Origin of the sequence: Cryobacterium sp. Y62, from assembly GCF_002929785.1 — a bacterium.
Classification (GTDB): domain Bacteria; phylum Actinomycetota; class Actinomycetes; order Actinomycetales; family Microbacteriaceae; genus Cryobacterium.
On sequence record NZ_PJJK01000119.1, the window covers coordinates 162,769 to 188,484 of the forward strand.

At 65.1% G+C, this 25,716-nt stretch carries 26 protein-coding genes; 12 read left to right on the forward strand and 14 right to left on the reverse strand.

The features are described from left to right. Nucleotides 1–7 precede the first annotated feature (7 nt). From CXY71_RS18235 to CXY71_RS18245, 3 genes are all read right to left on the reverse strand, one after another. Nucleotides 8–1,306: a M18 family aminopeptidase gene (locus tag CXY71_RS18235; RefSeq protein WP_104138778.1), complete on the reverse strand. Its 1,299-nt coding sequence runs from the start codon at nt 1,304–1,306 to the stop codon at nt 8–10. A gap of 48 nt (nt 1,307–1,354) precedes the next feature. Beyond that, complete coding sequence (locus tag CXY71_RS18240; protein ID WP_104138781.1) at nt 1,355–2,092, reverse strand: hypothetical protein; 738 nt, start codon at nt 2,090–2,092, stop codon at nt 1,355–1,357. Nucleotides 2,093–2,350: 258 nt separating this feature from the next. Continuing rightward, on the reverse strand, nt 2,351–2,638 hold the full coding sequence (locus tag CXY71_RS18245) for a hypothetical protein (RefSeq protein ID WP_146071813.1): 288 nt from the start codon (nt 2,636–2,638) through the stop codon (nt 2,351–2,353). A 242-nt stretch (nt 2,639–2,880) separates the two neighbouring features. On the opposite strand from CXY71_RS18245, the gene CXY71_RS18250 reads away from it, so the two are divergent. The 4 genes from CXY71_RS18250 to CXY71_RS18265 all read left to right on the forward strand — a co-directional run bounded on the left by CXY71_RS18250 (nt 2,881) and on the right by CXY71_RS18265 (nt 7,494). Beyond that, nucleotides 2,881–5,040 carry an ATP-dependent DNA helicase RecQ gene (locus tag CXY71_RS18250; protein ID WP_104138787.1) on the forward strand — a complete coding sequence of 720 codons (2,160 nt, stop codon included), beginning with the start codon at nt 2,881–2,883 and terminating at the stop codon, nt 5,038–5,040. A 131-nt stretch (nt 5,041–5,171) separates the two neighbouring features. Then, a complete protein-coding gene (locus CXY71_RS18255; RefSeq protein ID WP_104138789.1) occupies nt 5,172–5,960 on the forward strand; it encodes an amino acid ABC transporter substrate-binding protein in 789 nt (262 codons plus the stop codon). A 12-nt stretch (nt 5,961–5,972) separates the two neighbouring features. Beyond that, entirely contained in the window at nt 5,973–6,641 is a 669-nt protein-coding gene (locus tag CXY71_RS18260) for an amino acid ABC transporter permease (RefSeq protein ID WP_104138792.1), read from the forward strand. After that, nucleotides 6,628–7,494, forward strand: a complete 867-nt coding sequence (locus tag CXY71_RS18265; protein ID WP_104138794.1) for an amino acid ABC transporter ATP-binding protein — start codon at nt 6,628–6,630, stop codon at nt 7,492–7,494. Before CXY71_RS18260 ends, CXY71_RS18265 begins: the two co-directional genes overlap by 14 nt. A gap of 214 nt (nt 7,495–7,708) precedes the next feature. Here the strand turns inward: CXY71_RS18265 and CXY71_RS18270 are convergent, their stop codons facing one another. The 5 genes from CXY71_RS18270 to CXY71_RS18290 all read right to left on the reverse strand — a co-directional run bounded on the left by CXY71_RS18270 (nt 7,709) and on the right by CXY71_RS18290 (nt 13,537). Further along, a complete protein-coding gene (locus CXY71_RS18270; protein WP_092451240.1) occupies nt 7,709–8,005 on the reverse strand; it encodes a hypothetical protein in 297 nt (98 codons plus the stop codon). Further along, the gene (locus CXY71_RS18275; protein ID WP_104138798.1) at nt 8,002–8,331 is read right to left on the reverse strand and encodes a hypothetical protein; all 330 of its coding nucleotides are present in this window, start codon (nt 8,329–8,331) and stop codon (nt 8,002–8,004) included. Before CXY71_RS18275 ends, CXY71_RS18270 begins: the two co-directional genes overlap by 4 nt. A gap of 345 nt (nt 8,332–8,676) precedes the next feature. After that, complete coding sequence (locus tag CXY71_RS18280) at nt 8,677–9,228, reverse strand: hypothetical protein (RefSeq protein WP_104138801.1); 552 nt, start codon at nt 9,226–9,228, stop codon at nt 8,677–8,679. Nucleotides 9,229–9,344: 116 nt separating this feature from the next. Beyond that, nucleotides 9,345–12,374 (reverse strand): AAA family ATPase, encoded by a 3,030-nt coding sequence (locus CXY71_RS18285; protein ID WP_104138804.1) that lies wholly within the window; start codon nt 12,372–12,374, stop codon nt 9,345–9,347. Further along, nucleotides 12,371–13,537 (reverse strand): exonuclease SbcCD subunit D, encoded by a 1,167-nt coding sequence (locus tag CXY71_RS18290; RefSeq protein ID WP_104138807.1) that lies wholly within the window; start codon nt 13,535–13,537, stop codon nt 12,371–12,373. Before CXY71_RS18290 ends, CXY71_RS18285 begins: the two co-directional genes overlap by 4 nt. A gap of 175 nt (nt 13,538–13,712) precedes the next feature. Between CXY71_RS18290 and CXY71_RS18295 the strand changes: the two genes are divergently transcribed. The 7 genes from CXY71_RS18295 to CXY71_RS18325 all read left to right on the forward strand — a co-directional run bounded on the left by CXY71_RS18295 (nt 13,713) and on the right by CXY71_RS18325 (nt 21,053). Beyond that, entirely contained in the window at nt 13,713–14,501 is a 789-nt protein-coding gene (locus CXY71_RS18295) for a DeoR/GlpR family DNA-binding transcription regulator (protein WP_104138810.1), read from the forward strand. Further along, nucleotides 14,498–15,499, forward strand: a complete 1,002-nt coding sequence (locus tag CXY71_RS18300) for a 1-phosphofructokinase family hexose kinase (protein WP_104138813.1) — start codon at nt 14,498–14,500, stop codon at nt 15,497–15,499. The genes CXY71_RS18295 and CXY71_RS18300 overlap by 4 nt, the downstream gene beginning before the upstream one ends. Continuing rightward, nucleotides 15,496–17,517 (forward strand): fructose-specific PTS transporter subunit EIIC, encoded by a 2,022-nt coding sequence (locus tag CXY71_RS18305; RefSeq protein WP_104138817.1) that lies wholly within the window; start codon nt 15,496–15,498, stop codon nt 17,515–17,517. The genes CXY71_RS18300 and CXY71_RS18305 overlap by 4 nt, the downstream gene beginning before the upstream one ends. A 35-nt stretch (nt 17,518–17,552) precedes the next feature. Beyond that, entirely contained in the window at nt 17,553–19,343 is a 1,791-nt protein-coding gene (ptsP, locus tag CXY71_RS18310; protein WP_104138821.1) for a phosphoenolpyruvate--protein phosphotransferase, read from the forward strand. A 44-nt stretch (nt 19,344–19,387) separates the two neighbouring features. Next, nucleotides 19,388–19,666 (forward strand): HPr family phosphocarrier protein, encoded by a 279-nt coding sequence (locus CXY71_RS18315; protein WP_104138824.1) that lies wholly within the window; start codon nt 19,388–19,390, stop codon nt 19,664–19,666. Between the two features lie 146 nt (nt 19,667–19,812). After that, nucleotides 19,813–20,085 carry a hypothetical protein gene (locus CXY71_RS18320; protein ID WP_233198440.1) on the forward strand — a complete coding sequence of 91 codons (273 nt, stop codon included), beginning with the start codon at nt 19,813–19,815 and terminating at the stop codon, nt 20,083–20,085. Between the two features lie 2 nt (nt 20,086–20,087). Next, nucleotides 20,088–21,053 carry an FHA domain-containing protein gene (locus tag CXY71_RS18325; protein WP_233198439.1) on the forward strand — a complete coding sequence of 322 codons (966 nt, stop codon included), beginning with the start codon at nt 20,088–20,090 and terminating at the stop codon, nt 21,051–21,053. A gap of 39 nt (nt 21,054–21,092) precedes the next feature. Here CXY71_RS18325 and CXY71_RS18330 read toward each other — a convergent pair whose 3' ends face one another. Further along, nucleotides 21,093–21,617 (reverse strand): hypothetical protein, encoded by a 525-nt coding sequence (locus tag CXY71_RS18330; RefSeq protein ID WP_104138827.1) that lies wholly within the window; start codon nt 21,615–21,617, stop codon nt 21,093–21,095. A 230-nt stretch (nt 21,618–21,847) separates the two neighbouring features. Between CXY71_RS18330 and CXY71_RS18335 the strand changes: the two genes are divergently transcribed. Next, entirely contained in the window at nt 21,848–22,048 is a 201-nt protein-coding gene (locus CXY71_RS18335) for a hypothetical protein (RefSeq protein ID WP_104138830.1), read from the forward strand. A 513-nt stretch (nt 22,049–22,561) separates the two neighbouring features. On the opposite strand, the gene CXY71_RS18340 is transcribed toward CXY71_RS18335, so the two are convergent. The 5 genes from CXY71_RS18340 to CXY71_RS18360 form a co-directional block, all read right to left on the reverse strand. After that, nucleotides 22,562–23,335, reverse strand: coding sequence for a gamma-glutamyl-gamma-aminobutyrate hydrolase family protein (locus CXY71_RS18340; RefSeq protein WP_104138832.1), 774 nt, complete (start codon nt 23,333–23,335; stop codon nt 22,562–22,564). A 160-nt stretch (nt 23,336–23,495) separates the two neighbouring features. Next, nucleotides 23,496–23,675: a hypothetical protein gene (locus CXY71_RS18345; protein ID WP_104138835.1), complete on the reverse strand. Its 180-nt coding sequence runs from the start codon at nt 23,673–23,675 to the stop codon at nt 23,496–23,498. A 21-nt stretch (nt 23,676–23,696) separates the two neighbouring features. Next, nucleotides 23,697–24,245 (reverse strand): hypothetical protein, encoded by a 549-nt coding sequence (locus CXY71_RS18350; protein ID WP_104138838.1) that lies wholly within the window; start codon nt 24,243–24,245, stop codon nt 23,697–23,699. A 21-nt stretch (nt 24,246–24,266) separates the two neighbouring features. Continuing rightward, nucleotides 24,267–24,473 carry a hypothetical protein gene (locus tag CXY71_RS18355; RefSeq protein ID WP_104138841.1) on the reverse strand — a complete coding sequence of 69 codons (207 nt, stop codon included), beginning with the start codon at nt 24,471–24,473 and terminating at the stop codon, nt 24,267–24,269. 10 nt (nt 24,474–24,483) lie between these two features. After that, entirely contained in the window at nt 24,484–25,179 is a 696-nt protein-coding gene (locus tag CXY71_RS18360; RefSeq protein WP_146072874.1) for a hypothetical protein, read from the reverse strand. Between the last annotated feature and the right edge of the window lie 537 nt (nt 25,180–25,716).

Sequence of the window (25,716 nt, forward strand, 5' to 3'; positions counted from 1 at the left end):
CGACCGGTTACATCTCGGGCACGAAGAACGCAGCTATGGCCGCGCTGAGCGCCTGTGGATCGTTGACGTGGCAGAGTTCCCGCGCGGAGTGCATCGACAGCAACGGCACTCCAACGTCGACGACGCGAATTCCGAGGCGGGTCGCGGTCAGTGGTCCGATGGTCGAACCACAGGGAACCGTGTTGTTGGAGACGAATTCCTGGTACTCGACGTTGGCCTGGGCGCAGGTACGCGCCCACAGTGCCGCACCATGGGCATCCGTCGCGTAACGCTGGTTGGCATTGATTTTGAGCAGCGGGCCGCCGCCGAGAATGGGCGTGTTGGCCGGGTCGTGGCGCTCGGGGTAGTTGGGATGCACGGCATGACCGGCATCGGCCGAGAGGCACCACGACTCGGCGTAAGCCTGCAGTCGCTCCGAGACGGATGCGCCCAGGCCAGCGCCGATCCGGGTGAGAATGTCATCGAGCAGTGGGCTGCTCGCGCCGGAGCGCGACTGCGAGCCGAGCTCTTCGTGGTCGAAAGCAGCGAGCACGCTGATCGGGCCGGTGGTTTGTTTACTGGTCGCGATCAGGGCGCGCAGGCCCGCGTACACCGAGGAGAGATTGTCTAGGCGCCCGGCGGCGAATAACTCATTGCCGAGACCGAAGATGGCCGGCGCGTTGGTGTCGGCGGTGAGGATGTCGTAGCCGGCGACATCCGCTGCCGCGATATCGACCAGACCGGCCAGGTGCGCAACCAAGTCGGCCTCGGAAGCATCGCCGACGCCGAAGACCGGCGTAAGGTGGCGTTGCCGATCGAGGGTGAGGCCGTTGTTGACCTCGCGGTCCAGGTGCACGGCGAGCTGCGGGATGCGCAGGAATGGCCCGGTGCGCACCAAATGTTCGGTGCCATCGCGGGTGACCAGTCGGCCGGCGAGTTCAAGCTCGCGGTCGAGCCAGGAGTTTTGCAGTGGCCCGCCGTAAAGCTCGACTCCGGCCTGCAGCCAGCCGTGCGAGCCGATCGTGGGCTTCGGTTTGAGCTTGAACCCCGGGGAGTCGGTATGCGCGCCGAGAATGCGAAACGGGGCAGTTCGACCGGCGCTGGTCGGCCCGGCGTCGGCGGGTAGGGACCAGGCGATCACGGCGCCGTCACGCAAGACGTAGAAGCCAGTGCTTTCGGCAGCATCGGTCCAGTTATCTGACTCACTCAGCTGGGTGAAGCCGACCGCGTCGAGGCGCCGGGCCACTTCGGCGGCGGCGTGATACGACGACGGCGACGCTTGGAGAAAGGCAGAGAAATCGGCGATGTAGTCAGGCGTTGCATCCATTCCTCCATCCAACCACTCAGGTCGGGCAGCGGATGCCGCGGGCATGATCTACCCGGCGGCCGGCGCCTCGGACTGCAGAGCGGCTCGGGCGAAGGCCGCGCCGCCAACGGTGACAGCGCTACGGTCACCGTGCCAGGCATCGGTCTGTTCGAAGACGCTGAGCCGGTTGAGCAGGCGCCATTTGGTGTCGACGAGGTGCCAGACCGACTCCGTCGTCGGTTCCTGACCATCGGACTGCACCCAGCCAAGCGAGCCGAGTGCACGCGCGAGGGTCACCAGATAGTCTTCGCGTCGGGTGAGGCCGCGGGTCGCGACGAACAGCAGCAGCAGTCGGGTGGCATCGCTCACGGCGGCAGTCCGACTGTGGTGAATAGTGCGGGCGAGGTGCCACCAAAGCTCGCGCGGATTCCCGGTGAGGGCGCGACCCTTTTTGGTGAGCACGAGCATCCCCTTGTGAACGCGCAACAGCCCGATGTCGCGCAGATGCCCGCGCAGTTCCTGCAAAGGTCGCAAGTGCACTTCGCGGTTGACGCTGATCGGCCAGCCCCAGTCGAGCTCGGCAGCCGCCTCCACGACGACGGCCGGCGGCAGGTGTCCGGCCTGAGTCAAACGGATGCCGTCGGTGCCGACCCGGTTTAAAATCCACTGCGCCTGCACGACCATGCGCGCCATTGCCCGTTCCTGCAGCAGGATCGGGTCACCCACCCGAGCCTGGCCGGTGAGTCGGCGAAAACCGACGACCGCTTGTTCCGGCAGTCGGGTCTCGATCTCCTGAATCACGTTCACCCACCGAGCCTACTGAGCGATTCCGCTGAAAGGCGACGGATACCCCGTGACACGCGCTGTGACCCGCTCACAAACCGACCATCCGCGCGGAAGTCTCGCCTGCCAGCGCCAAGGCAGGGCAACCCCTTTACGTGCGCCGGGGTGGTTCGGGGGTGGGTGTGTTGGTTCGGTGGGTGTGTTGCACAGCGTCGGGCGATTCCCTCAGCATCCGCTACGGGCGCTCGGGTCGTCGTCATGAGCAAGCTCTACCCGCATGGATCACCGACCAGCACAATGACCGAACACACGCCCACGGTAACCACCGAATCCAAAGGACTGATTCGCCAGGACGAATGAGCGAAGATGCGTGCCGCACATGATGCTGGCGGCATCCGTGCCGTCGAGGTGCGAGATAGCGAAACTCGCCACGATATAAGCGAGTGCCATGATGAATACTGAGACTGCCGCCAAAGCGTAAAACTGCCGATACTGACGCAGATAATTTGCGCTCACTGCGGGGTTGTCAGTGTCACCGAAACCGAGAACCGGCCCCATGAGCTCAAACATGAACATCGCGTTGTCTGCAAGCCCGGCGTTGACGACAGCCAGACCACCTGCATGCAGAGCTATTCGATTGAGATACCCGGCCGCGATCTAGCGATACCAGAACAGTACGCGCGCGGACGCCGACCGGAATGGACTCTCCACGCGATTTTGTGTGAGTCGAGCAGCTGACAGGCGTCGCTGTCCGCGCATACCCAGAGCCGAAGGCGGACCGCACTGTCGGTGGTATCTGGCACCCTTGAAGGATGACCGACACCCGCGCATCCGCTCTGGCCATTCTGCGCACCCTGGTGGGTCGGGAGGACGCCGACTTTCACGACGGACAGTACGAGGCGATCGAGAGCCTGGTGGACCAGCGGCGCCGGGCACTCGTCGTGCAGCGCACCGGGTGGGGTAAATCAGCCGTATATTTTGTGGCGACTCTGCTGCTGCGACGCAGGGGGGCCGGCCCCACCATTCTGGTCTCGCCGCTGCTCGCCCTGATGCGCGACCAGGTTGCCGCGGCGGCTCGGGCCGGGGTACGAGCGGTGTCGATCAACTCGTCGAACGCGCACGAGTGGACCGACGTTTTGCGTCAGCTCGACGCCGACGAGGTCGACGTGCTGCTGGTGTCGCCCGAACGGCTGAACAACCCGTCCTTCCGCGATGAGCAGCTGCCAGCTTTGATCGCCCGCGTCGGCCTGCTCGTGGTCGATGAAGCACACTGTATCTCCGACTGGGGCCACGACTTTCGCCCGGACTACCGTCGCCTGCGCGACCTGATCGCCCAGATGCCGAAAGGCGTTCCGGTGCTCGCCACGACGGCGACCGCCAACAGCCGGGTCGTGCAGGATGTCGCGGAGCAGGTGGGCAGGGTCGCCGCTGGTTTCGACAAAGCCAGCACCGGTGTCGGCACGGCGGCGGAACCCGCAGAAGTCGTCACGATTCGCGGCCCGCTCGCCCGTTCGTCGCTGCGCCTCGGCGTGCTGCGCCTGCCCGACTCACGTGCGCGGCTGGCCTGGCTACTCAGCCATCTCGGAGATCTGCCGGGTAGCGGCATCATCTACACCCTCACCGTGGCGGCGGCAGAAGACACCGCCCGGTTGCTGCGGGAGGCCGGCCATGCGGTGCGCGCCTACACCGGGCAAACCGACACGGTTGAACGTGAGGAATCCGAAGGGTTGCTCAAGACCAACCAAGTCAAGGCGCTCATCGCCACGAGCGCCCTGGGCATGGGCTTCGACAAGCCCGACCTGGGCTTCGTGCTGCACCTGGGGGCGCCCTCCTCCCCCGTTGCGTATTACCAGCAGGTAGGACGCGCCGGCCGGGCTACCGCCTCGGCCGACGTGCTGCTGCTACCCGGCGCCGAAGACGAGGCCATCTGGCACTATTTCGCGACCGCTTCGATGCCCAACCAGGCGAAAGCCCTCGCCGTGATCGGCGCGCTTGAAGCCGCCGGCGCCCCGCTGTCGACGCCGGCCCTCGAGGCCAGGGTCGACCTTCGGCGTACCCCGCTCGAACTGCTGCTCAAGGTGCTCGACGTCGACGGCGCCGCGCACCGGGTCAAGGGCGGCTGGCAGTCCACCGGGCAGCCTTGGGTCTACGACTCCGAACGCTACGAGCGCATCGCCACTGCCCGACTCGGCGAACAGCGGTCCATGCTCGAATTCGAGAACACCACCGGCTGTCGCATGGAGTTTCTGCAGCGCGCCCTCGACGACGATACCGCCGTGCCCTGCGGCCGCTGCGACAATTGCCGGGGCCCCTGGTATCCGGTCGATCTGGCCGAGGGAGCAGCGGCCACGGCGGCGCGCACGCTCGACCGGGTGGGCGTCGCCATCGATGCGCGCGCCCAATGGCCCACCGGCATGAGCAGCCTCGGCGTTTTGGCCACCGGCAAGATTCCGCTCACCGAACACGCCGAGCCTGGCCGCGCGCTGGCTCGGTTGACCGACCTCGGCTGGGGCGGCCCCTTGCGCGACGTTTTCGCCACCGGTGCAGCGGATGTCGCAGCCCCGCCCGCCATGCTGGCCGCCTGTGTGCGCGTACTCGCCGAGTGGGGATGGGCGAAGCGGCCGGCGGCCATTGTCTCGATACCGTCGCGGCGGCATCCACTTCTGATCGATTCGGTGTCCCAATCGCTGTCTGAGGTCGGCCGATTGCCGTGGCTGGGCGCCCTGAATTGGGCGAACGGCGGCCCGACCGGCGAGCCGGGCGGTAACAGCGCCTACCGGTTATCAGGGGTCTGGGAGAAGTTCACGGTGGGGCCTGACCTCGCCGAGGCCCTCGCACCGTTCACCGGGCGCCCCATTCTGCTCATCGATGACTTGGCCGACAGCCGGTGGACCGTGACCGTGGCCGCCCGCCTGCTGCGCCAGCACGGTGCCTCGGCAGTGCTGCCCTTTACCCTGGCCTTGCGCTCGTAGTCTGATATCGGGCGTATCCGGAATAATTGGAGCTTGCGGCTCCTTGTTATTCTGAGTAGAGCGCTATCCGCGGCCTCCGCACCATTCGGGTGCAACACGACCCCAACCTAGTTCGATAGGCGTTCCTTTTCATGAAGTTCAAATTCATTCCGGCCGCTTTGCTCAGCGTCGTCGCTCTCACCCTCACCGGTTGCTCCGCCTCAAGCGCCACCGACGATTCACTGACCAGCGTGCTCGACTCCGGCACCCTCACGATCGGCACAGAGGGCACCTACCGGCCGTTCTCGTTCCACGAAGGCGGCTCGGGCGAACTGACCGGCTACGACGTTGAGGTCGCCCGTGCTGTAGCAGCCGAGCTGGGCGTCGACGTCGCGTTCGAAGAAACCCAGTGGGACGGCATCTTTGCCGGCCTCACCGCCGGCCGCTGGGACACCATCGCCAACCAAGTGTCGATCACCCCGGAGCGCCTAGATGCGTACGCGTTCTCGACGCCATACACTTACTCCACCGGTGTCATCGTGGTTCCCGCCGACAACACGTCGATCACCTCGTTTTCGAGCCTTGACGGCCTGACCACGGCGCAGTCACTGAGTAGCAACTGGTACACCCTGGCCACCGAGAGCGGCGCAAACGTTCAGTCCATCGAAGGCTGGGCCCAGTCTGTCGCCCTGGTCGAACAGGGCCGGGTGGATGCCACGGTCAACGACAAGCTGACCTTTCTGGACTACCAGAAGACCAACGGTGCCGACAACCTGAAGATCGCGGCCGAGACCGAGGAGCGCTCCGAGAGTGCGTTCGCCTTCGCGAAGGATGGCACCGCCCTGGCTGACGCCGTGAGTGAAGCGCTGGCGACCCTCAGCAATGATGGAACGCTCGCCGAGCTCTCTGATAAGTACTTCGGCGCCGACGTCAGCCAGTAACCGAACTAATCTATGATCGAGCCTTATTGGGAGTTGTTCGTCAGTTCGCTCTGGCCGTTGCTTGACGGTGCAGTGCGCGGAACGATTCCGCTCGCTCTCACGTCGTTTGCGATCGGACTCGTGCTTGCGCTCGTACTGGCTCTTATGCGCTTGTCGTCGAAGCGCGCGCTCTCCAGCATTGCCCGCGGCTACATTTCGATCGTGCGCGGCACTCCCCTGCTGGTGCAACTGTTCGTGATCTTCTATGGGCTGCCGTCGATCGGAGTGCTCATCGACCCGTGGCCGAGCGCTATCGTGGCGTTCTCGATCAATGTCGGCGGATACGCCGCCGAGGTCATCCGGGCCGCGATTCTCTCGGTGCCGAAAGGCCAGTGGGAGGCCGCCTACATGATCGGCATGTCGCGTAATCGGGCTCTCACCCGTATCATTTTGCCGCAGGCTGCCCGCGTGTCGGTGCCGCCGCTGTCGAATACGTTCATCAGTCTGGTCAAAGACACGTCACTAGCCTCCGTGATCCTTGTCACCGAGCTCTTTCGCGAGGCGCAGCAGATCGCATCCTTCAGCAATGAGTTCATGCTGGTCTACCTCGAAGCTGCATTGATTTACTGGGTAATCTGCCTGGTCCTCTCGACCGGTCAGGGTTTTCTTGAGAAGCGATTGGACCGCTATGTCGCCCGCTGACCTGTCCGCCAGTGTGAGTTCCGGCACAACGGATGCCACCCCCCTGCTGCGCGTGCGCGGCCTGCAGAAGAGTTTCGGCAGCAACCGGGTCCTGAAGTCGGTGGACCTCACTGTCGGTCGCGGTCGGGTGCTAGCTCTGATCGGCCCGTCCGGCTCGGGCAAGACCACGATCTTGCGCTGCCTGAACGGGCTGGAACTGCCCGACGGCGGCACGATCGACGTCGCTGCCGCCAGCACGAGTGACCGGGGTCCGGGCGGTTCAGCTGCGGGTCGGGGCGAGCGCTCGGCCGCCCCGATGACCATTGATTTTGCGGCGAAAACCTCACCGAAAGACTTGGCCGGCCTGCGCGACCGGTCGGCGATGGTCTTCCAGCACTACAACCTGTTCCCGCACAAAACGGTGTTGCAGAACGTAATCGAGGGGCCGGTGGTAGTGCAACGACGCCCGGCCGCCGAGGTGACCGCTGAGGCGCTCGCCCTGCTCGATCGGGTCGGTCTGACCGACAAACGGCATAGCTTTCCGTTCGAGCTCTCCGGCGGCCAACAACAGCGGGTCGGAATCGTTCGGGCACTCGCCCTGCGGCCGCAGGTTCTGTTATTCGACGAGCCGACATCCGCTCTCGATCCGGAGCTGGTCGGCGACGTGCTGCGCCTGATCAAGGAGCTCGCCGACGAGGGGTGGACCATGGTTATCGTCACCCACGAACTCGAATTCGCCCGCGAGGTCGCCCACGAGATCGCATTCGTCGACGGCGGAACGATCGTCGAGCACGGCGACCCTAAACAGGTGCTGCGGCGCCCGCAGCACGAACGCACCCGTCAGTTTCTGCACCGGCTGCTCAACCCGTTCTAAGCTGCGGGCACCGAGCTGCCGACCGAGGAGCAGGCACCGAGCAGAGCGCGGTGCGAGCAGGCTCCTGCGTCTGAGCGGCTGGCGCGGCATCCGCTGCCCGCATGACCGCGCCCGATATCGGTAGCCGCTGCGCCGGTTACCGTAGCGCGCCCCCACCTCGGGTGCACCCGCGCACCCACCCCGTTCGGGCGAGGGTAGGCGCGGGCGGGCGGCGCTATGGATGGGGCGTTATGATCACGACGGTGATGCGGTCGAGTCCTGGGCCATAGTGCCAGTAGATGCGACCGGCCGTTGGCGTGCGGTGCTCAATGTAGGAGTCCCAGACGGCTTCGCCCTTCTTGCCCGCGAGCGACACGTACTTGTGCGAGCGCAGGGCCGGATCTTCGGGGTTTAGCTGCAGCCGACCGAGCGCGGTTCGCACGCGCTTCAGTCGGCCGACCAGTTGTGGTTTCGCTTCCAGAATGGAGAGTCCTGATGCCGCTTCCCGCGTGAGGAGGAGCGTAAAGCTCATGACCGGGGCTCGGCGGAGGCGTTCTCGTCCTCAAGCGAGTGCTCCTCCTCGGCGTACCGGGTGAAGTCACCGCCCTCACTCGTTTCGTCCTTGGAACTGTGCTCAAGGCCACGCACCAGAGCCGCACGAATGCCCTCGTCGTCCCAGACCAGAAGTTCCCGGCGGGGAATCGACACGAGCGGCGTCAGAAGAATCTCACCCTCAGCATTGACCGCGACGGCGTACCGATCATCACGGTGCACGCCGGCCTTACCAAAGGCCATTCTGGAGCGCTCATCGGCGCTTACTTCGCCCACCGGAACGAAATCCGACTTCAGTTCCACCATGTCGTCACCCAATCATCTGGTGGCATTGACTCGCGAGGGGAAAACTCCCTGCCAGGTCATTGCCCGTCTGGAAAATGAGATTACCCCAGATTTACATGTGGGTAAACCCCTGGTCAAGACTTTCAGAAGATGTATACTCCGCACCGACAAGGTTCTATCAGGGTTGGTCGCGGTGCACGCAGGCGTTGACCGCAGACACCTCGCACCGTGAAATCCTGTCGCACACAAAGAGATCAGTCCGGCCGGTAAGGCGATCGGACGATTCAGACAGCGTTAACATACAACGACGCGGGCACTCGCTCAAGCACCAAAACTCCTAATGTCTCACTGTTACTTGCGGAAGAATCACCGAGCCGGGGACACCACGGTCTGCAGAGTGCTCGAGCGCAGCGACCGGGCTTCCCGCTTGGAGCGTGGCTCTGAACGTGGCGACCTTTCGGCCCGCTCCAGCAGGTAGCGTGTAACGGTGTGCCAGTCCGGAAACTTCGGTGCCAGAAACTTGATGAGCTCCCCCTCGAATCGGTTAGCGCCGGCGGCCAAACCGTCGTCGACCAGAAAGTCTCCGCGATTCAAATGCTTGTGGTGCGAGAGGATCAGCCGCTTGTATGCCGGCCCGGTCACATCCGCTCCTAAATGTTCCTGCACCCACTCCAATTTGTGTTGCCAGGCGCTCGCGTTGCCCCACGGCGCCATCGACAAGATGTAAGTGTCAAACGATTTTGCCAAGGTGTGAAACGCCTCGATCGCGCCGCTGATCGGTTCCATTCGTGCGAAAACGCCTGGCACCTCATCGAGTCGTTTTTCGTAGCGGCTGTATTCCGCGTTGGTCAAACGGTCGATTCCCGATTGCACGTTGACGAGGGTGTTGTCGAGGTCGATATAGAGGATTTTTTTCATTCGGGCTCCCTAACGCGGCTCGCATCATTGCGGCAACGCTCCGATGGTGACAGGGTCACCCCAGATCGGCAATGCCTGCAGGCACCCCGAACGATTGGCCCGCCCAGCGATACCCGTCACTCGGTGCGGTCACCGCCCTCAATCTCGCTATACCCCCGGTCGGTTACCACGATGCGCAGAGTTGCGGGGATTTGCTCCTTCATGGAGTCGACGTGACTGATCAGCCCAATGGTGCGACCGCCGGCACGCAAGGAATCGAGGGTACTCATGGCCGTCTCGAGGGTTTCACCGTCGAGAGAGCCGAAGCCCTCATCGACGAAGAGAGTGTCGAGGGTGACGCCGCCGGCCTGCCCGGTGACGACCTCGGCGAGCCCGAGGGCGAGGGCCAGGGAGGCGAGAAAGGTCTCACCGCCCGACAGCGAGTGCGTTGGACGGGCCCGACCGGTGTATTCGTCGCGAATGGCGAGCCCCAGCCCCGACCGTGCCCCGCCGAAAGCCAGGGAGTCATCGTGTTCGAGGGTGTAGCGGCCGCTCGTCATGGTGCGCAGCCGAATGTTGGCAGCCGCCACGATCTCCTCAAGCTGTGCGGCCAGTACGTAATTTTCCAGTCGCATGCGTTTGGTGTTGGGTTCGTCGCCGTGTACGACGTCGGCCAGCTGACGCACCTGCTGCTGCATCTCGTGCATCTGAGCGGATGCCGCGAACAGCGCGCCAACCCGGCCGACAATCACGGAGAGGGTCGCGGTGCGGTCGACCAAGGAGCTTTGCACTGTCAATGCGGTATCGCGTGCCGTGCTCGCGGCGGCAGCTGCGGCTGCGGCTGGTGCGACGTCGACGGGCTCGGTGGGTAGATCCGCGAGGTCGGGCTGGGTGAGGGTCGCGCGGGCTGCCGCCAGGGAGTCGTCGTGCACGCGCAGCGCTTTCGAGCGTCGTTCAATCTCGGGCTGGTCGAGTCGCGCGGCGAGCACCGCAGTCTCATCGGTAAAGGCTTCCTCGGCCAGCTGCGCGCGCAGGCGGCAGTGCGCGGCGTCTTCGGCTGCGCCGCACTCGTCGACCAGGCTCAGCGCAGTGGCGAGCGTGCGCGCCTGGGTTAGCGCGTTGTGCAGGTGAGTGGCCTGGCCGCGTACGCTGTCGAACTCGCCGCGTTGCGCGGCGATCCGGCCGAAGATGGCCTCCCGCTGGCTGACCCGAGCGGCATGTGCCGTGCTGGCCTGATCGCGTTGGCCGCGCAGTTCCTCAACGCTGGCGGTCGCCTGGGTCATCGTGGACTGCATCCGAGCGAGCCGGGCTTGCAAATCGGGCAGGGTCGAAGTGGCTCGATCGGCCAGCCGGTGCGCTTCGGTTGCTGCGTCGTGCTCGGCCGTGATCGTGGCCGCGCCGCGCCCCCTGGTGAGGGCGCGGGCTTCAGCCAGGCGGAGATCGACCGATTGCACTGTGTTCTGGGCCACGACGAGCTGACCCTGCCGGTCGGTGACCATGCTGCGCGCGACGTTCAGATCGTGAGTGGTGACCGGCTCATCGTGACCGAGGGCTGGCTGAGGGTGTGCTGTTGACCCGCACACCGCGCAGGCGTCCCCGGTGATCAGCCGGGTGGCGAGCTCGGCGGCGAATCCCGAAAAGCGACGGGCGAGCACGCTCTCGTAGTGCGCGGCCGCGTCGGCGTTGTCGCCGCTCGCGGTCAACTCGGCCTGCTGTGCGGTGAGCAGGACGCTACCGAGCCGCGTGACGGTCTGCGCGGCCGCCAGGGTAAGGGCGGCACGGTCGAGGGCGATCGTCGCGTCGGGCTGACGAGCAGCCGCGAGCTGTGCCGCGGAGTACTCAGCGGTGATCGCCTCGATTTGTTCGGGCAAAGCATCGACCTCGGCGCGGGCAACGTCGAGAGCGCGAGTGCCTTCCAGCTGTTCGATCAGCAGCTCGGCGATCTCGTTGTCGAGCTCAGGGAGGGCGACCTCATCGGCGAGGGCGTCTTCGAGCGCACCGAGGCGACCGAGCAGCCCGTCAATGATTGGCTGAAGCTGCCCGAGCGTTTCCACGGATGCCGCACACGTTCGCGAACGACCGGCAGCACCAGCAGCACCTGACGTCTCAGCCGGGCGATCACCCTCGCGCTGCGCCTGTGCTGCAGCCAGTGCGCTCTCGGCCGCCGCCAGTGCGCTGGCTGCCTCGTGGCGCGCCCGAACCTGCGGCCAGACTCTGGCAGCGCGCGCGGCGTTCTGCAGATCGGCTCGCTCCCGAACGATGTCGTCCTGCCGGGAGTCGAGCACAGCCAGGTCACTAGCGGCAGCGGATCGACGAAGCTGACGCTGCTCGGTCTGCAGCAGGGACTGGTGCTGGTCGGTCGCGGTGGCCAATTCGACGATGGTACGAGCTTGCTCAACGGTCGCAGCATCGAGTTGCCCGGCGAGATCGTGCTGGGCAGCGGCAAACCACCCCGCGGTCGGTGCGGCGAGCGGCCCGTCGTGGCGGAGCAGCTGCGCGGCAACGGTCTGGTTTTGCTCGAGGTCGCGCTGGCTCGTCGCCAGTTGCTCGTCCAATCCCTTACGGCGCAGAATCAGCGCGGCTTCCAGCTGTTCGAAGCGGCCGGTGTTGAACAGGGTGCGCAGAACAGCGCGGCGCTCCTCGGTCTTGGCGAGCAGGAATCGTTGGAATCGATTCTGCGCGAGCAGGATCACCTGCAGAAACTGGTCGACCTTGAGCGGCAGAATGGCATCGAGTTCGTGACCGACGGCACCGGGCTTGGCCGCGATGCCGCGCCAGCCGCCTTCATCGGAACCGTCGGCGTCGTCCAGAACCTGCAGCACGGCGGTCGCCGCGGCCATGGTGACCCCGGTTTGGTTCTTCTTGGGTCGTTCGTACGCCGGGCTGCGGCGCAGCCGATACCGGGACTGGTTGACGCTGAAGTCGAGTTCGACAAACGTCGGGTCGCCGGCCACGCAGTGGTCGCTGCGCAGCTTCAGCTCGCTGCCATCGAAACGCGGCACCTGGTTGTAAAGGGCGAAACAAATGGCGTCGAGAATGCTCGACTTGCCAGCCCCGGTCTTGCCGGAGATCAGAAAGATTCCGTCATTGTCGAAGCGCTCGAAGTCCACGAGTTGTTCGTCTTTATAGGGGCCGAACCCGGCGAGCCGCAACCGCAGTATCTTCACGAGTTCACCGCCCGGGTGGACTGCTCGGTGAGCAGTTCGGCTACAAGCGCACTCTCAAATTCGGTCGGTCCGACGCCGTTGCGCACGAAGGAGAGGAAGCCGGCCACGATCTCGGGGTCACTCGTCGCCGCACGAATGCGCTCGGCGTAGCTGTTATCGCCGGGGTCGACCCGAATCGCCGGGCGATGCTCGAGCGCCACCGCGTGCGCAAACCGAGCTTGCAGCGCACGCATAGCATCGAGCGGGCGCACCTGATCGGTGAGGATGGCCTTCACCCAGTCGCTCTCGTTGTCGGCGTAGCTAGAGTTTTCGAGCAGATCGGCGAGCTCGCCGGTGAGCACTGCCAACCGCCGCGGCACCGGCAGGTCGACCCAATCGACCGCGCCGAGGCCGGAGGCATCGAGTTCGACCAGCCAGGCTCCCCGCGGTTTACTCACCTCGGAGAAGGAATAGTGCAGCGGCGCCCCGGAATAACGCACGCGGTCGGTGAGGGTGGCCCGGCCGTGGATGTGCCCTAGCGCTACGTAGTCACAACTATCGAAGACGCTCAGCGGGACGACGTCGAGTCCGCCGGCCGTGATGTCGCGCTCCACATCACTCGCCGCGGTAGCCGGGGCGACGCCGGCGGCGAAGCAGTGCGACAGCACGACGCTGCGCCCGCCGCGCACGCCCATGTCGGTCCGAATCTGGGTCATGACGAACCGGAGCACCTGCTCATGCGTCTTCAGCAGCTCAGCGGGATGCAGATGTCGAATGAGTACGGGCTCGAGAAAGGGAATGCCATAGAAGTGCACCGGTCCGTGCTCATCACTGATGGTGATCGGCTCGAGGTATTGCTCCGGACGGGTCACCACGTGGATGCCGGCCAGCGCCGCCCACTCGGCCTGAAAGCCCAGCCGGGTGGCCGAATCGTGGTTTCCGCTGGTCATCACAACGGATGCCCCGGCCTCTTTCAGACGCCGCAAGACACGAGTCAGCAGCGCGTAGCTCTCTTTCGAGGGCATGGCGGAATCAAACACGTCACCCGCCACGGCGACCACGTCGACGCCTCGCTCGCCCACCACCGCAACGAGGGCGTCGAACACGACCGCCAGGTGTTCGAGGGTCGAATGGGTGTGGAAGGTGCGCCCGATGTGCCAGTCCGAGGTGTGCAAAATCTTCATACCATTCACGCTACCGCCGGCCACCGACAGGACTAACCGACAGCAACCGTTAAACCCGATCCAGACAATTTCTTTGTTTATCTTGTTTTTTCTTGACAAACAAAAATAAACACAGCTAAAGTCAATGAAAACAACTTCTTGTGGCCCGTGTCACTCATCGTCGAGGAGGCAATTCGTGTTCGCCGAAGAACGACAACTCTTAATCGCCGCACTCGTGGCAACCGAGGGGCGAGTCACCGTGACCGACCTCGCCGCGCGTTTCACCATCACCGCCGAGACCGTGCGCCGTGACCTCGACACCCTCGAGGCCGCTCGCCAGTTGCGCCGAGTGCACGGCGGCGCCGTCGGCATAGATCGCCTGAGCCTGTCGGAGCCGAGCCTCGACGAGCGTCAGACCCAGCGCCTCGACGAGAAGTCCCGCATTGTCGATGCGGCCATGCGCATGATTCCGGTGAGTCGAACCGGCTCGATCGTGCTCGATGCCGGCAGCACCACCGAGCGCCTCGCCGAGCGCCTCGCTGGCTGGGCGCCCGCAGTCTCCGGCGACCAGCTGCTAGTGATCACCAACGCCGTTCCGATCGCCGCCAAGCTCTCCCGCAACGACGCCATCAACCTGCACATTCTCGGCGGTCGGGTGCGCGGGCTGACCAGCGCGATCGTCGGCGCTGGCACCGTCGCCCAGCTCGCCGCGCTGCGCCCCGACATCGCCTTCATCGGCACCAACGGCATCAGCGCGACCTTTGGCCTCAGTACCCCCGACTCGGTCGAAGCCGCCGTCAAATCCGCGATCGTCCGCACGGCCCGGCGCGTCGTCGTTCTCGCCGATTCCAGCAAGCTCGGCCAGGAGACGCTCGTCTCCTTCGCCGCCCTCGCATCAATCGACACCCTGATAACGGATGCCGCGCCATCCGCCGATCTTGCCGCAGCCCTGGCCGCAGCCGACGTCGACGTCGTGATCGCATGATTGTCACCCTGACCCCGAACCCAAGCCTCGACCGCACCATCGAGCTGTCCGGCCCGCTCGCCCGCGGCGAGGTGCAACGCGCCGTCGCTGCCCACGGCGAACCCGGCGGCAAGGGCGTCAACATTTGCCGTGCCCTCGAAGCGAGCGGCATCAGCAGCCTGGCCATCCTTCCCGGCGACGCGGACGACCCGGTGCTACTCGCCCTCACCAGCCACGGCATTCCACACCTCGGCCTGCCAATCGGCAAACCGCTCCGCAGCAACATCGCGATCACCGAACCCGATGGCACGACCACCAAGCTCAACGAGCCTGGACCAGAGCTGAGCCCAGACCAGCAGAACGCCCTCATCGACCTAGTGCTCGAGCAGTCGGTCGGCGCCAGCTGGCTCGTGCTGGCCGGGTCGGTGCCACCCGGCGTTCCCGACGATTTCTACGCCCGTATCATCCGCGAACTACGCGAACGGCTCGGCTCGGCGGCACCAAAAGTGGCCGTAGATTCGTCGGGCGGCCCACTGGTGAAAGCGGCCCTGGCACACCCCGATCTGCTCAAACCCAACGGTGAGGAACTCGCGGAACTGAGCGGTCTGTGCGACGGCGACACGCTCGAGGCGAACCCCGCGCTTGTTGTCGATGCGGCCCGCGTGCTCATCGCCGGCGGCGTCGGTGCCGTGCTGGCCACGCTCGGAGCAAAGGGCGCCGTGCTCGTCACCGCCGAGGGCAGTTGGCTCGCGACCACGCCGCCGATGATCGCCGTGAGCACCGTCGGTGCCGGCGACTCGGCCCTAGCCGGCTACCTGCTGCAAAGCAACCTCGGCGCGAGCGCCCCCGACCGCCTGCGCCAGGCCGCCGCCCACGGCGCCGCTGCGGCCTCCCTACCTGGTTCTACTGTTCCCGCCCTGCACCAAACCAACCCCAGCGCCGTCACAGTGACGGACCTTGCCCCAGAATCGGTCCCCCGGCCGGTCCTGTCCACACATCCAAAGGAGGATGACCAGTGAGTGCACTGATTACCCCGGAGCTCGTTGCTCTGGACACCCATCTCGGCAGCGAGCCGAAGGACGTCATTCGGCGCCTGGCCGAGCTCGTCGTCGAGTCAGGTCGCGCCACCGAGATCGAGGCGCTGTACGCGGATGCCCTCGCTCGCGAAGCGAAAACCGCCACCGGCATTCCGGGCGGCCTCGCCATTCCGCATTGCCGTTCCTCGGCCGTGCTGGAGCCCACCCTCGCGCTGGCACGCCTGTCGACCCCGGTCGATTTCGGGTCGAAAGACGGCCCCGCCGACCTGGTCTTTCTCATCGCAGCCCCGGAGGGTGCCGACCAGGAACACCTGAAGATTTTGGCCAAGCTCGCCCGGTCGCTCATGAAGAAGGACTTCACCACCGCCCTGCGGGACGCGTCGACCGCGCAGCAGATCGTCGAACTCGTGGGCAATGTCGTCGCCCCGGTTCCGGTTGCCGCTGGCGCTGGCGCTGGCGCACATACTGCCAGTGCCGCTGAGAACTCAAACGCCGGCACCGGTCCGGCTCAGATCGGCGTGAAGCGCCTCGTCGCCGTCACCGCCTGCCCGACCGGCATCGCGCACACCTATATGGCCGCCGACTCACTCGTGGCGGCTGCCAAGGCCGTCGGCGTTGACCTGCAGGTAGAAACCCAGGGTTCGGCTGGCGTCACCCCGCTCGACCCGGCGGTCATCGCTGCCGCCGACGCCGTAATCTTCGCTGTCGACGTCGACGTTCGCGGCCGCGAACGCTTCGCCGGCAAGCCCGTCATCAACGCCCCGGTCAAGCGCGGCATCGACGAACCCGGCCGACTGATCGAGGAAGCCCTCGCAGCCGCACTCAACCCGAATGCACGTCGCGTCAGCGACACCGTCGACCTCGGCGGCGCCTCCGAGGAAAGGAGCGAGCACCTGGGCCAGAAGCTCAAGCGCGCGCTGCTCACCGGTGTCAGCTACATGATTCCCTTCGTCGCTGGCGGAGGCCTGCTCATCGCCCTCGGCTTTCTGCTCGGCGGCTACGAGATCACCGAAGTCGCCGATGACGTCGTGCTCAACAACAGCCTGTTCAACCTGCCAGACGGCGGAATGCTCATCTACCTCGGCGCGGTCTTCTTCAAGATCGGCGCCCTGTCGATGGGGTTCCTGGTTCCCGCGCTGGCCGGATACATCGCCTTCGCGATCGCTGACCGACCCGGTATCGCACCAGGCTTCGTCGCGGGTGCCGTCGCCGGATTCATGGGTGCTGGCTTCCTCGGCGGTATCGTCGGCGGTCTGCTCGCCGGTGTCGTGGCCGCGAGCTTCGCCAAGCTGAACGTTCCGCGCTGGCTGCGCAGCCTGATGCCCGTCGTGATCATTCCGCTGATCGCGTCGATCGTCGCCTCCGGTTTGATGTTCGTCATTCTCGGCGGGCCGATTGCGCTGCTGACCGTGGGGTTGGGCGACTGGCTGAACGGCATGACCGGGGCATCCGCTGTGATTCTCGGTGTCATCCTGGGCCTCATGATGGCCTTCGACCTCGGCGGACCGGTCAACAAGGTCGCCTACGCCTTCGCCGTCGCCGGCCTCGGTGCGGCAAGCCTCGCCAACCAGGCGCCGTGGCAGATCATGGCCGCTGTCATGGCCGCTGGCATGGTTCCGCCGCTCGCAATGGCCTTAGCCACCTCGATCGACAAGAAACTGTTCAGCTTGTCTGAGCGCGAGAACGGCAAGGCTGCCTGGCTGCTCGGTGCCTCGTTCATCTCCGAAGGCGCCATTCCGTTCGCCGCCGCTGACGTGTTCCGGGTTATTCCGGCCGCCATGCTCGGCGCCGCGGTCACCGGTGGCCTGTCCATGGCCTGGAACATCACGAGCAAGGCGCCACACGGAGGAATGTTCGTGTTCTTTGCCATCGACAACTTCCTGCTGTTCGTACTCGCCATTGCGATCGGTACTGTTGTATCAGCGTTCGCCGTGGTCGGGCTCAAGCGCTACGCGGTACGCAAGCCCGCAGTCTCGGAAGCTATCCCGGTCAACGCCTGACCCGGTAAGAACCCCGTGGGAACTACCCGCGAAGAATGCCACGCAGTACAGTGACGCCCAGCCGCAGGCTGGGGATCAAGGAATTGAGGACGATCGTGCAGACGCTTTCAGGCAAGGCGAGTACCGACCAAGCCGAAACCGGCCGCACCTTCACCGGAGTCGGCGTCAGCCCCGGCCGTATCGTCGGCTCCATCCTGTTGATGCCCCAGCCTGTGAGGGAACCCGGTGCGGGCGAACGTCTGGCCGAGGGAACCACGCCGGAGGAGGCATCTGCTGCCCTGCGGGTCGCAGCAAAGGCCGCGCAAACCAATCTCACAGCTCGCTCGGTCGGCGCTTCGGGCGCCGGCCGGGAGGTGCTGGAGGCGACGGCGCTGATGGCGAACGACCCGATGCTGGTCAAGGCTGCCGTCAAGCTCATCACCAACGGTTCCTCAGCGGAACGGGCGATCTGGGACGCCGCCGCCTCGGTGGCCGAAATGCTCCACAACCTCGGCGGCTACATGGCCGAACGGGCGACCGACGTGCTCGATGTGCGCGGCCGGATCGTGGCCGAGCTGCGCGGCGTTCCGGCCCCCGGAATCCCGTACTCGGACACGCCGTTCATTCTGGTCGGCGAGGATCTCGCACCGGCCGACACCGCCACTCTCGACCCGTCGAGGGTACTCGCCCTCGTTACCTCGAGCGGCGGACCCCAGTCGCACACGGCCATCATCGCTCGCGCCCTGGGGCTGCCGGCCGTGGTTGCCGCCCTCGGCGTCGATGGCTTGACCGACGGCACCATCGTCTTCGTTGACGGCGCGGCCGGAACGATTCTGGTCGACCCCGGCGCCGACGAGGTCGACCTGGCCAAGGAATGGGAGACCACCACCGCCGCTCTCGCCGTGTTCGACGGCACCGGGCGCCTGAAAGACGGCCACCTGGTTCCACTGCTCTCCAACGTCGGCGGGGCCACGGATGCGGTCAAAGCCGCAGCCGCCGGCGCCCAGGGTGTCGGCCTGCTGCGCACCGAGTTCTGCTTTCTGGAACGAGACATCGAGCCCAGCATCGCCGAACAGGTCGAGGCCTACCGCGGCGTGTTCGACGCGTTCCCCGGCAAGAAGGTCGTCGTGCGCACTCTCGACGCCGGCGCCGACAAACCGCTGCCGTTTCTGACAGATGCCTCCGAGCCGAATCCTGCCCTCGGCGTGCGCGGCTACCGCACCGATTTCACCTCCCCCGGAGTACTCGAGCGTCAGCTCCAGGCCATCGCGCAGGCCGCCGACGGCACTAAGGCCCAGGTCTGGGTGATGGCACCGATGATAGCCACCGCCGAGGAAGCCGAGCACTTCGCTGGCCTTTGCGCCGCAGCCGACCTGAAGACGTCCGGCGTCATGGTCGAGGTCCCCTCTGCGGCACTCACCGCCGCGAGCATTCTCGAACACGTTGACTTCGTCAGCTTAGGCACCAACGACCTCACCCAGTACGCCATGGCCGCCGACCGCCAGCTCGGCCCGCTCGCAGCCCTCAACACGCCGTGGCAGCCAGCGGTGCTGCAGTTGATCCGCCTGACCGTGGCCGGTTCGCGCGACGAGGGCAACGACAAGCCGGTTGGTGTCTGTGGCGAGGCTGCGGCCGACCCCGCGCTCGCGGTCGTGCTGGTCGGACTCGGCGTCTCGACGCTGTCCATGACCGCACGTGCCCTCTCTGCAGTCGCCGCCGTGCTCGCGAGCGTGACGCTCCCCGAGGCACAGCAATTGGCCACCCTGGCCCTCAAATCACATTCAGCAACGGATGCCCGTCGAATCGTTCGCGATAAACTCCCCATACTTAATACGCTGGGTTTGTAATCTGCACTCGCTCTTTTTCAACACTGCTTACCTTGGAGGACCCCGTGTCTGAACGAACTGCTGTCATCGCAAGCCGCGTTGGCCTGCACGCCCGCCCCGCCGGAATCTTTGTCGCCGCGGTCGGTGAGCTGCCCCTCGAGGTCACCATCGCGATGGCCGGCGAGCCGGCCGAAGATGCACTGGACGCATCGAGCATCCTCTCCATCATGAGCCTCGGCGCCTCCAACGGCGATACCGTCGTGCTGCGCGCCGACGGTGACGGCGCCGACGAGGCTCTCGACTCCCTGGTCAGGATTCTTGAGACGGATCTCGACGCCGAATAATACCCGTTCCCCGTTTAGGGACAATCCTTTACCGCACGCAACTAGGTAACTAGGCTAGGTAAATCTCAAGGGTACTGTGCCCTTGCGAGACCGGCGCACCTGTCGGTACCTGCACCACTATCTGTGCGAGCGAAAAGGAACTTAACGTGACTGAACGACAGACGTACCTGGGCAATGTCGAGACCACCGCCGACTCCGAAGAGCACACCATCAAGGACTGGGCCGACCTCGGCCAGGAAATGTGGTCCTATCTCACCGGCAAGGGCGCAGCCATTAATTATAGTTTCATCGATATGGTCGTTGAGGTTCCCCGCGATATCGGCCCCGACGCCCCACGAGCCATCTGGAAGCTCAACGGCACCCTGCGGGTCACCACGAGCGACGAGAAGTCGCTCGGTTCCGATCCGTTTCGGGGCTGATCGTGAGCTCCTCGGCGAGCTCATCACGGGCCGGCTCCCCGGTGAGTCTGCACATCGATCTCGCCTTCTCCCTGGTCGAACCAACGGGTGCGGTCGGTGCGTCGAAGGCTGACTCCAGTGCGGATTCGACCGGGGCGGAATTCGGCGATTCCTTTGGGTCAGCGGATGCAATGCAGGGCACGGTGACCGCCAACGGCACGGAGATCACCGTCTTTACGAGCAACCCGGAAATGTTCGTGCAGGGGCGTGCGCTCAACTTGGAACCGCTGCGCGCACTGGCTGCCGAATTGGCCTCCCGCGGCCTGACCGTCTCCATCACGGGCCCGGTCGGGCTGATTGCGCGTCTCGGCGACGTGCAGGCCTCCGTTTCGCAACGCCTCCTGACGCGGTCACCGCACATCGTGCTCGGGGCCCGAAACGCCCTTGGGCCGCTCGTGCAGGCACGCATGCGCGGACGTGCGCGCATGCCGGTTGCCATTCCGCTGCCGCCATCGACGGTGTTTCCGCTTGCACCCACATTTGATCGACACCGCCGGCGAAAGATCACCACAACGCATTACACGCCGGGAAGCGGGCGGCCCCGCCTCATCTTCGTTGTGGGATCGGAGAACTGGAACGGGAAGATGCCCCGGGAATTCAACCTGCTGCCGGGCGTGACGACGATCGGCTCGTCCGCCGACGCGGACCTGCAACTGCCCGGATTGAAACCGCTGCACGCCGAAATTCGCCACGATGACGACGATGAGTACGTTCTGTATGCGATGGGTGACGTCTCGGGCAGCTCTCGGCCGGTCGAAGGACGCATCGGGAACAGCCAGATTCTGCGCACCGGCTCGCGGCTCGAAATGGGGCCGTGGCGCATGGGATACTTTCGCGAGGAGTTTGCCGACCACGGTCGGCCGTTCGGCGGGCGCGTCGGCGGCGAGCTGGCATTCCAGAAGCCGCAGCCGCCCAGGCCGCGGGCCTGACCAGGCTCGCGAGGGTGTCGCACGTTCGGTGCGGCGCCCTCACGAGATGAACAGGTCGGTCCAAACCGCTCGAGAACCCGATTCCCCGATCAGGGCGACCGTGACGACCGATCCAAGAGCGCTGACCAGAACAAGGAGATCAAGAACAACGGTGCCCACGAGGCGTCGGGTGTGGTTCGGCAGAGCGGATGCGAAACGGGCGCCCTCGGCGGTCGCATAGCGATACCAGAACCACTGCAGTGCCGTCATAAAGAACAGGGCAATTACCCACGGCAGCATCGTCTTGCCGAGCGAGGTGTGCGCGCCGAGCAGTGGGGTCACGCTGACCAGCCGGGATTGCAACCACTCCCCCGCTTGCACGGCGAGCGGAACCAGCAGGAGCGCGGCGAGTGCCACCATAGGCGTCACGATGCCCAGTCGTCGCCGAGCGGCCGGCCAGAAGGCGGTGAGCAGTGCACACAAGGCGGCCAGCGGCACCACGATCACGATCACGATCACGATCACGATCACATGCACGATCAGCACGTGTATCGGCAGTCCGTTGAATTCCCAATCAATGTTCATGGCGTGTCTCCATTTCAACGTCTCTGGCAGGCGGGGAACTCAGAATAGACGGAAGCACGTGCCGGAGGCAAAATACCACTGTTCGGCGTTTCGTGCTGTCCCCATGACGGGGGAGGACATCACGCTGTCTGTCCCCACTAGATTGGAATTATCGAACCGATTACCCCGAGTCGGCGATGGAACGGACAATCGTGAAAATGTTGCAGACAGAGTGCCCCGAATGCCAACAAATGGTGTGGATCACGTCGGATACCCGCTTCGCGACCTATCATTCCCTGGCCAATTCCACCAAGGATTGCCCGGGCTCCCGAATGATCGTTCCGGTTCCCCCCAAACAGACCGCTGCGAGCCGTAAGCGGGCGCAGGCCGAACTACTCGCCTGGAGCCACTCAACGAGCGCCGTCAGTACCGCCAAGCACCAGGCCGCCTGACGCAGAGCCGACTCATGCATCCGAGGCGGTGTCGACTCCCTACCCGGGTCGACACCGCCTCGTTTTGTGGAACGGCGACCGCGGCTCAGTTTAGTCGGCCGACCGTTGCGCGCGCGGCGATTGCAACGGATACGTAACAAACCGGTCGACCGGGAGATCCCAATTCTGGCGCGGGGTAGACTTCCTTTTTGGTTTTTATCAGCCTCTTCTCAGGCCATGCCCCGTACGGTTACACACGGAGTTCCCCCACTCCACGTGAAGCCCCGGCATATTTCTCACCTCCCCCAGGCGAGAAGTGCCGGGGCTTTTTCGGTTCCGCGAACAACGCGCGGTACCGCCGCGCTGACACGCCCCGCCGGCACCGGGGCTCAGGCACCAGGGCTCTGGCACGGGGCTGGCGTCGCGATCCGCGATCCTTTTTCTTCCCGGGCCCGCTTTCCGAACATGGACCCGGCAACGATCCCGCGTGCATGGGGCGTTCAACGAATGCTGATGGCTCAGCTGAAGGACTGGTCAAGCAGCGAGCGCGATGGCGATGCCGCGCAACGAGCGAGTCTCGTGCTGTGCGGCCAGACCGGCCAGGAGCAGGGTGAGCTGATCGACCGGAGAGTCGGGCGCTTCGGGGTGCCACTGCACACCAGTAATCGGAGCGCTCTCGTGCTCGAGGGCTTCGATCAGGCCGTCGGGGGCATGGGCGACGGCAACGAGGCCGGCGCCGAGGCGGTCGACGATCTGGTGGTGGGCGCTCTGCACCGAGAGGTCGATGCGGCCGAGGCTCACGGCCAGGGTGCTGTCGGCGGCGAGGACGACGTCGTGGGTAGAAAGAATCTGGTCGATCGGCACGTCGATGTTTTTGTGAATGCCGTTCTCAATGTGCTGCACGAGGTTGCCGCCGAGGGCGACGTTGATGATCTGCAGGCCGCGGCAAATGCCCAGCAGTGGGGTACCGAGTAGGAGGGCACGCTGCACCAGGGCAATCTGGCCCGCGTCGGCGACCGCGAAGTGTGCCGTCTCACCCTCGTAGCCGTCAGCACCGCCGTAGAAGTGGGGCGTGATGTCTTCGCCGCCGACGATGACGAGGGCGTCGGCATCCGCTGTAATGTGCAGCAGGTCGACGGGCGTCACGTCGGCAGCGGCCACCCGGATGACGACCCAGCCGGCAGCGGCAGCATCGGTGGCCAGGCGCGAATTGAGTACCTGCACCTTGGCGTGGTACGAGGGACGGTCGGGGCGCGCTCCGGTGACCTCGACGACGGCGAGCATCCGCTTCGTGAATTCTTCGTTCATGCCGGGCTCCCGTCGGTGTCGATTGTGCTGCGCTCCTACCAGTGTGCGTGGCGCGCAGGTCGCGGGTGAGCGCCCCTGTAACACGGGGCAACCTGCCGGGCACAGAAAAATGGATGCCACCCCGACCGAAACCGAGGCGGCATCCGCTCACGCGTGCCGGCTACACCTGCCTGTTGGCCTTGCGGCGGTACAGGCGCACCCCGGCGCGCGCTGCGCCAGCGGCGACCAGGAGGGCAGCGAGGCCGACCAACCAGCCGTTGCTGAATCCGGCGCTGGCCAGAGCCGCCCTCGAGACGACCGGAGTGACGACTGGATCGGTGCTGGAGATGCGCAACAGCACGCCATTGGCATCGATCTCAAATCAGACCATGGCCTGCGCGTACGTCAGATCGGCTAAGGTGCCGTCCAGGGTCAGCGAGTGCCAACAGGCTTCGAGGCCGGCGGGCAGGTTGGCCGTTGTGGCCAGCTGACCGTTGGCGCCGACGATTCCGAAGGCAATAACGGTCGGGGTGGACCGCGCCGTGAGCGTCCAGGCGCTGTCGGGCACCAGGCCGGATGCGTAGACGTGTGCCGGAGCATCCGTCACCTGCTCACCCACTGCGAGATCGAGAGCCAGCGACAGGTTGTGAGCGGGAGCGGCAACGACCAGGTTGCCCAGGGCCTCAGCCGAGACACCTGCGGCATTGGCATTGAACGTGAGCGTCGACGTTCCGCTGTAGCTGGGGGTGCCGAAAATACAAACGCTCGGACCCTCGACGCCGCCCAGAACCGCATAGTCCAGGCCGTCGGGAAGGTCGGACAGTGTGAGCTCCCACCCGCCAGAGAAATCCCATTCGTCGGTGAAATCCAACGCGAGGGCCTGATCAATGGCGAGGGCCTGATCAATGACGACACCCTGGGCGGCCGTCAAGTCAGTGACGGAAAATCCGGGTCAATCGCCGCCGATCAGGTCTGTGTTGAGGTAGCTGTCGAAGTTGGCCGCGACAACCTGCGCGTTCGCCACGGCGTCGGCCTGCGACGAGCAGTAGTCGATGACGCCGATGGAGTAGACGAATGACGAACCACCGGTGACCCCCGCAGTCAGGCTGTCGTCATTGTGGCCGGTGTACGTTCGGCCGCTGCCCCGGAGTCGGTGCACGAGGACCGGGTCAGACTCCCGTCGGCCATCGGTCGAAATCCAGACCCCCCGAGTCGGTCTGGGTCCACGTGGTGTCCTCGTCGGAGCCGAGGTCGCCCTCGAGGCTGACGTCGACCGCGGCGGGCGTCGAAGTTCCGGCTTCGAAAACATTGACGTTCCACGTGACGAACGACCCGATCATGGTGACCGTCACGGTCACATCGACGTTATCGTCGCGTCCCGGAATATCGATGTCGTCGTCGTTCAGGGTCAGTACGCCAGCGTCGTCGCTGTAGTCCGCATCCGTCACGGCGTAGTACCAGCCTTCGCCGTAGAGCCAAACTGTGCCGATGGTGTCGAAGGCGTCATCGACGTGGGCGGTCTGGCCGTCGTCCACTGCTCCATCGGTCAGGCAGATGTCGGTCCAGGCGACCGAGTTGGTGGCGAAGTTAGCTCCTTCTCCATAATCCCAGCCGCAGACCAGCTCGTTCACGGTTTCCGACGGCAGGTCGGCCACCGGAAGTGTTCCGATGATGAACGAACCGCTGGCTGTGGGTCTGCCCAGCACAGTTGAGTCACCGCTGGCGCAGGTATTTTCGTCCATGTCGTAGTAATAGCTGAGGCCGAACACGTCGCCCGGAGTGAGATCGTAGTTTTGGAGCAGGTCCGCGAAGCTCGACGTCCACGAGATAGCTCCGCCGCCGTCACGATAGGTGCGAGCGTCCACGGGAACCCCGCCCGTGACGGTGACGATTTCACAGCCAACAAAACCACTGACAGACGAAACACCCCCTGAGTTGTGGATTGTCGATATGTTGCCTTCACCCGGGTAGAACAGGTGCGAGCTGAACGCAACGTGTTGAAGAACGCCGGTCACCGAGGCCGGTACCGCGGCGAGCGTGATGCTGCCAACGAGGGCTGCGGCGGCAATGCCGGCGACGAGACGCAGAGCGCCCCAGCCGGATGCACGCGATGCTGTGGCTCGAGAGGCGGTACACCGAAAAGACCGATGCCTTCTGGTTTACTGGTATAATTCAAGGCTGCTTCTGGTGTGAGAAGTGGCCGGCAGCGAGACAAACAACCCCGGTCGGAAACGGACGACGTCCCCGGGAAATTTCGTGTTGCCGTGGAGAATTTCCTGATAAGTCCCTGTCAGGGTAGGAGCGGAAGACCCCCATAATAGGCACATCTCACCCCGTTACCTTGTTTGTAACCTCGGATGGTGTGAGTATCTGAGGGAGTTGGCCTGTCGGGTCCGGCATGA

Excerpts from the sequence above, each read along its gene's own strand:
- CXY71_RS18270 (WP_092451240.1), bottom strand. The coding sequence starts at position 8,005 with ATGAGCTTTACGCTCCTCCTCACGCGGGAAGCGGCATCAGGACTCTCC.
- CXY71_RS18255 (WP_104138789.1), top strand. The coding sequence starts at position 5,172 with ATGAAGTTCAAATTCATTCCGGCCGCTTTGCTCAGCGTCGTCGCTCTC.
- CXY71_RS18300 (WP_104138813.1), top strand. The coding sequence starts at position 14,498 with ATGATTGTCACCCTGACCCCGAACCCAAGCCTCGACCGCACCATCGAG.
- CXY71_RS18335 (WP_104138830.1), top strand. The coding sequence starts at position 21,848 with ATGGTGTGGATCACGTCGGATACCCGCTTCGCGACCTATCATTCCCTG.
- CXY71_RS18245 (WP_146071813.1), bottom strand. The coding sequence starts at position 2,638 with ATGTTTGAGCTCATGGGGCCGGTTCTCGGTTTCGGTGACACTGACAAC.
- CXY71_RS18260 (WP_104138792.1), top strand. The coding sequence starts at position 5,973 with ATGATCGAGCCTTATTGGGAGTTGTTCGTCAGTTCGCTCTGGCCGTTG.
- CXY71_RS18275 (WP_104138798.1), bottom strand. The coding sequence starts at position 8,331 with ATGGTGGAACTGAAGTCGGATTTCGTTCCGGTGGGCGAAGTAAGCGCC.
- CXY71_RS18235 (WP_104138778.1), bottom strand. The coding sequence starts at position 1,306 with ATGGATGCAACGCCTGACTACATCGCCGATTTCTCTGCCTTTCTCCAA.
- CXY71_RS18330 (WP_104138827.1), bottom strand. The coding sequence starts at position 21,617 with ATGAACATTGATTGGGAATTCAACGGACTGCCGATACACGTGCTGATC.
- CXY71_RS18280 (WP_104138801.1), bottom strand. The coding sequence starts at position 9,228 with ATGAAAAAAATCCTCTATATCGACCTCGACAACACCCTCGTCAACGTG.
- ptsP (WP_104138821.1), top strand. The coding sequence starts at position 17,553 with ATGCCACGCAGTACAGTGACGCCCAGCCGCAGGCTGGGGATCAAGGAA.
- CXY71_RS18250 (WP_104138787.1), top strand. The coding sequence starts at position 2,881 with ATGACCGACACCCGCGCATCCGCTCTGGCCATTCTGCGCACCCTGGTG.
- CXY71_RS18340 (WP_104138832.1), bottom strand. The coding sequence starts at position 23,335 with ATGAACGAAGAATTCACGAAGCGGATGCTCGCCGTCGTCGAGGTCACC.
- CXY71_RS18265 (WP_104138794.1), top strand. The coding sequence starts at position 6,628 with ATGTCGCCCGCTGACCTGTCCGCCAGTGTGAGTTCCGGCACAACGGAT.
- CXY71_RS18290 (WP_104138807.1), bottom strand. The coding sequence starts at position 13,537 with ATGAAGATTTTGCACACCTCGGACTGGCACATCGGGCGCACCTTCCAC.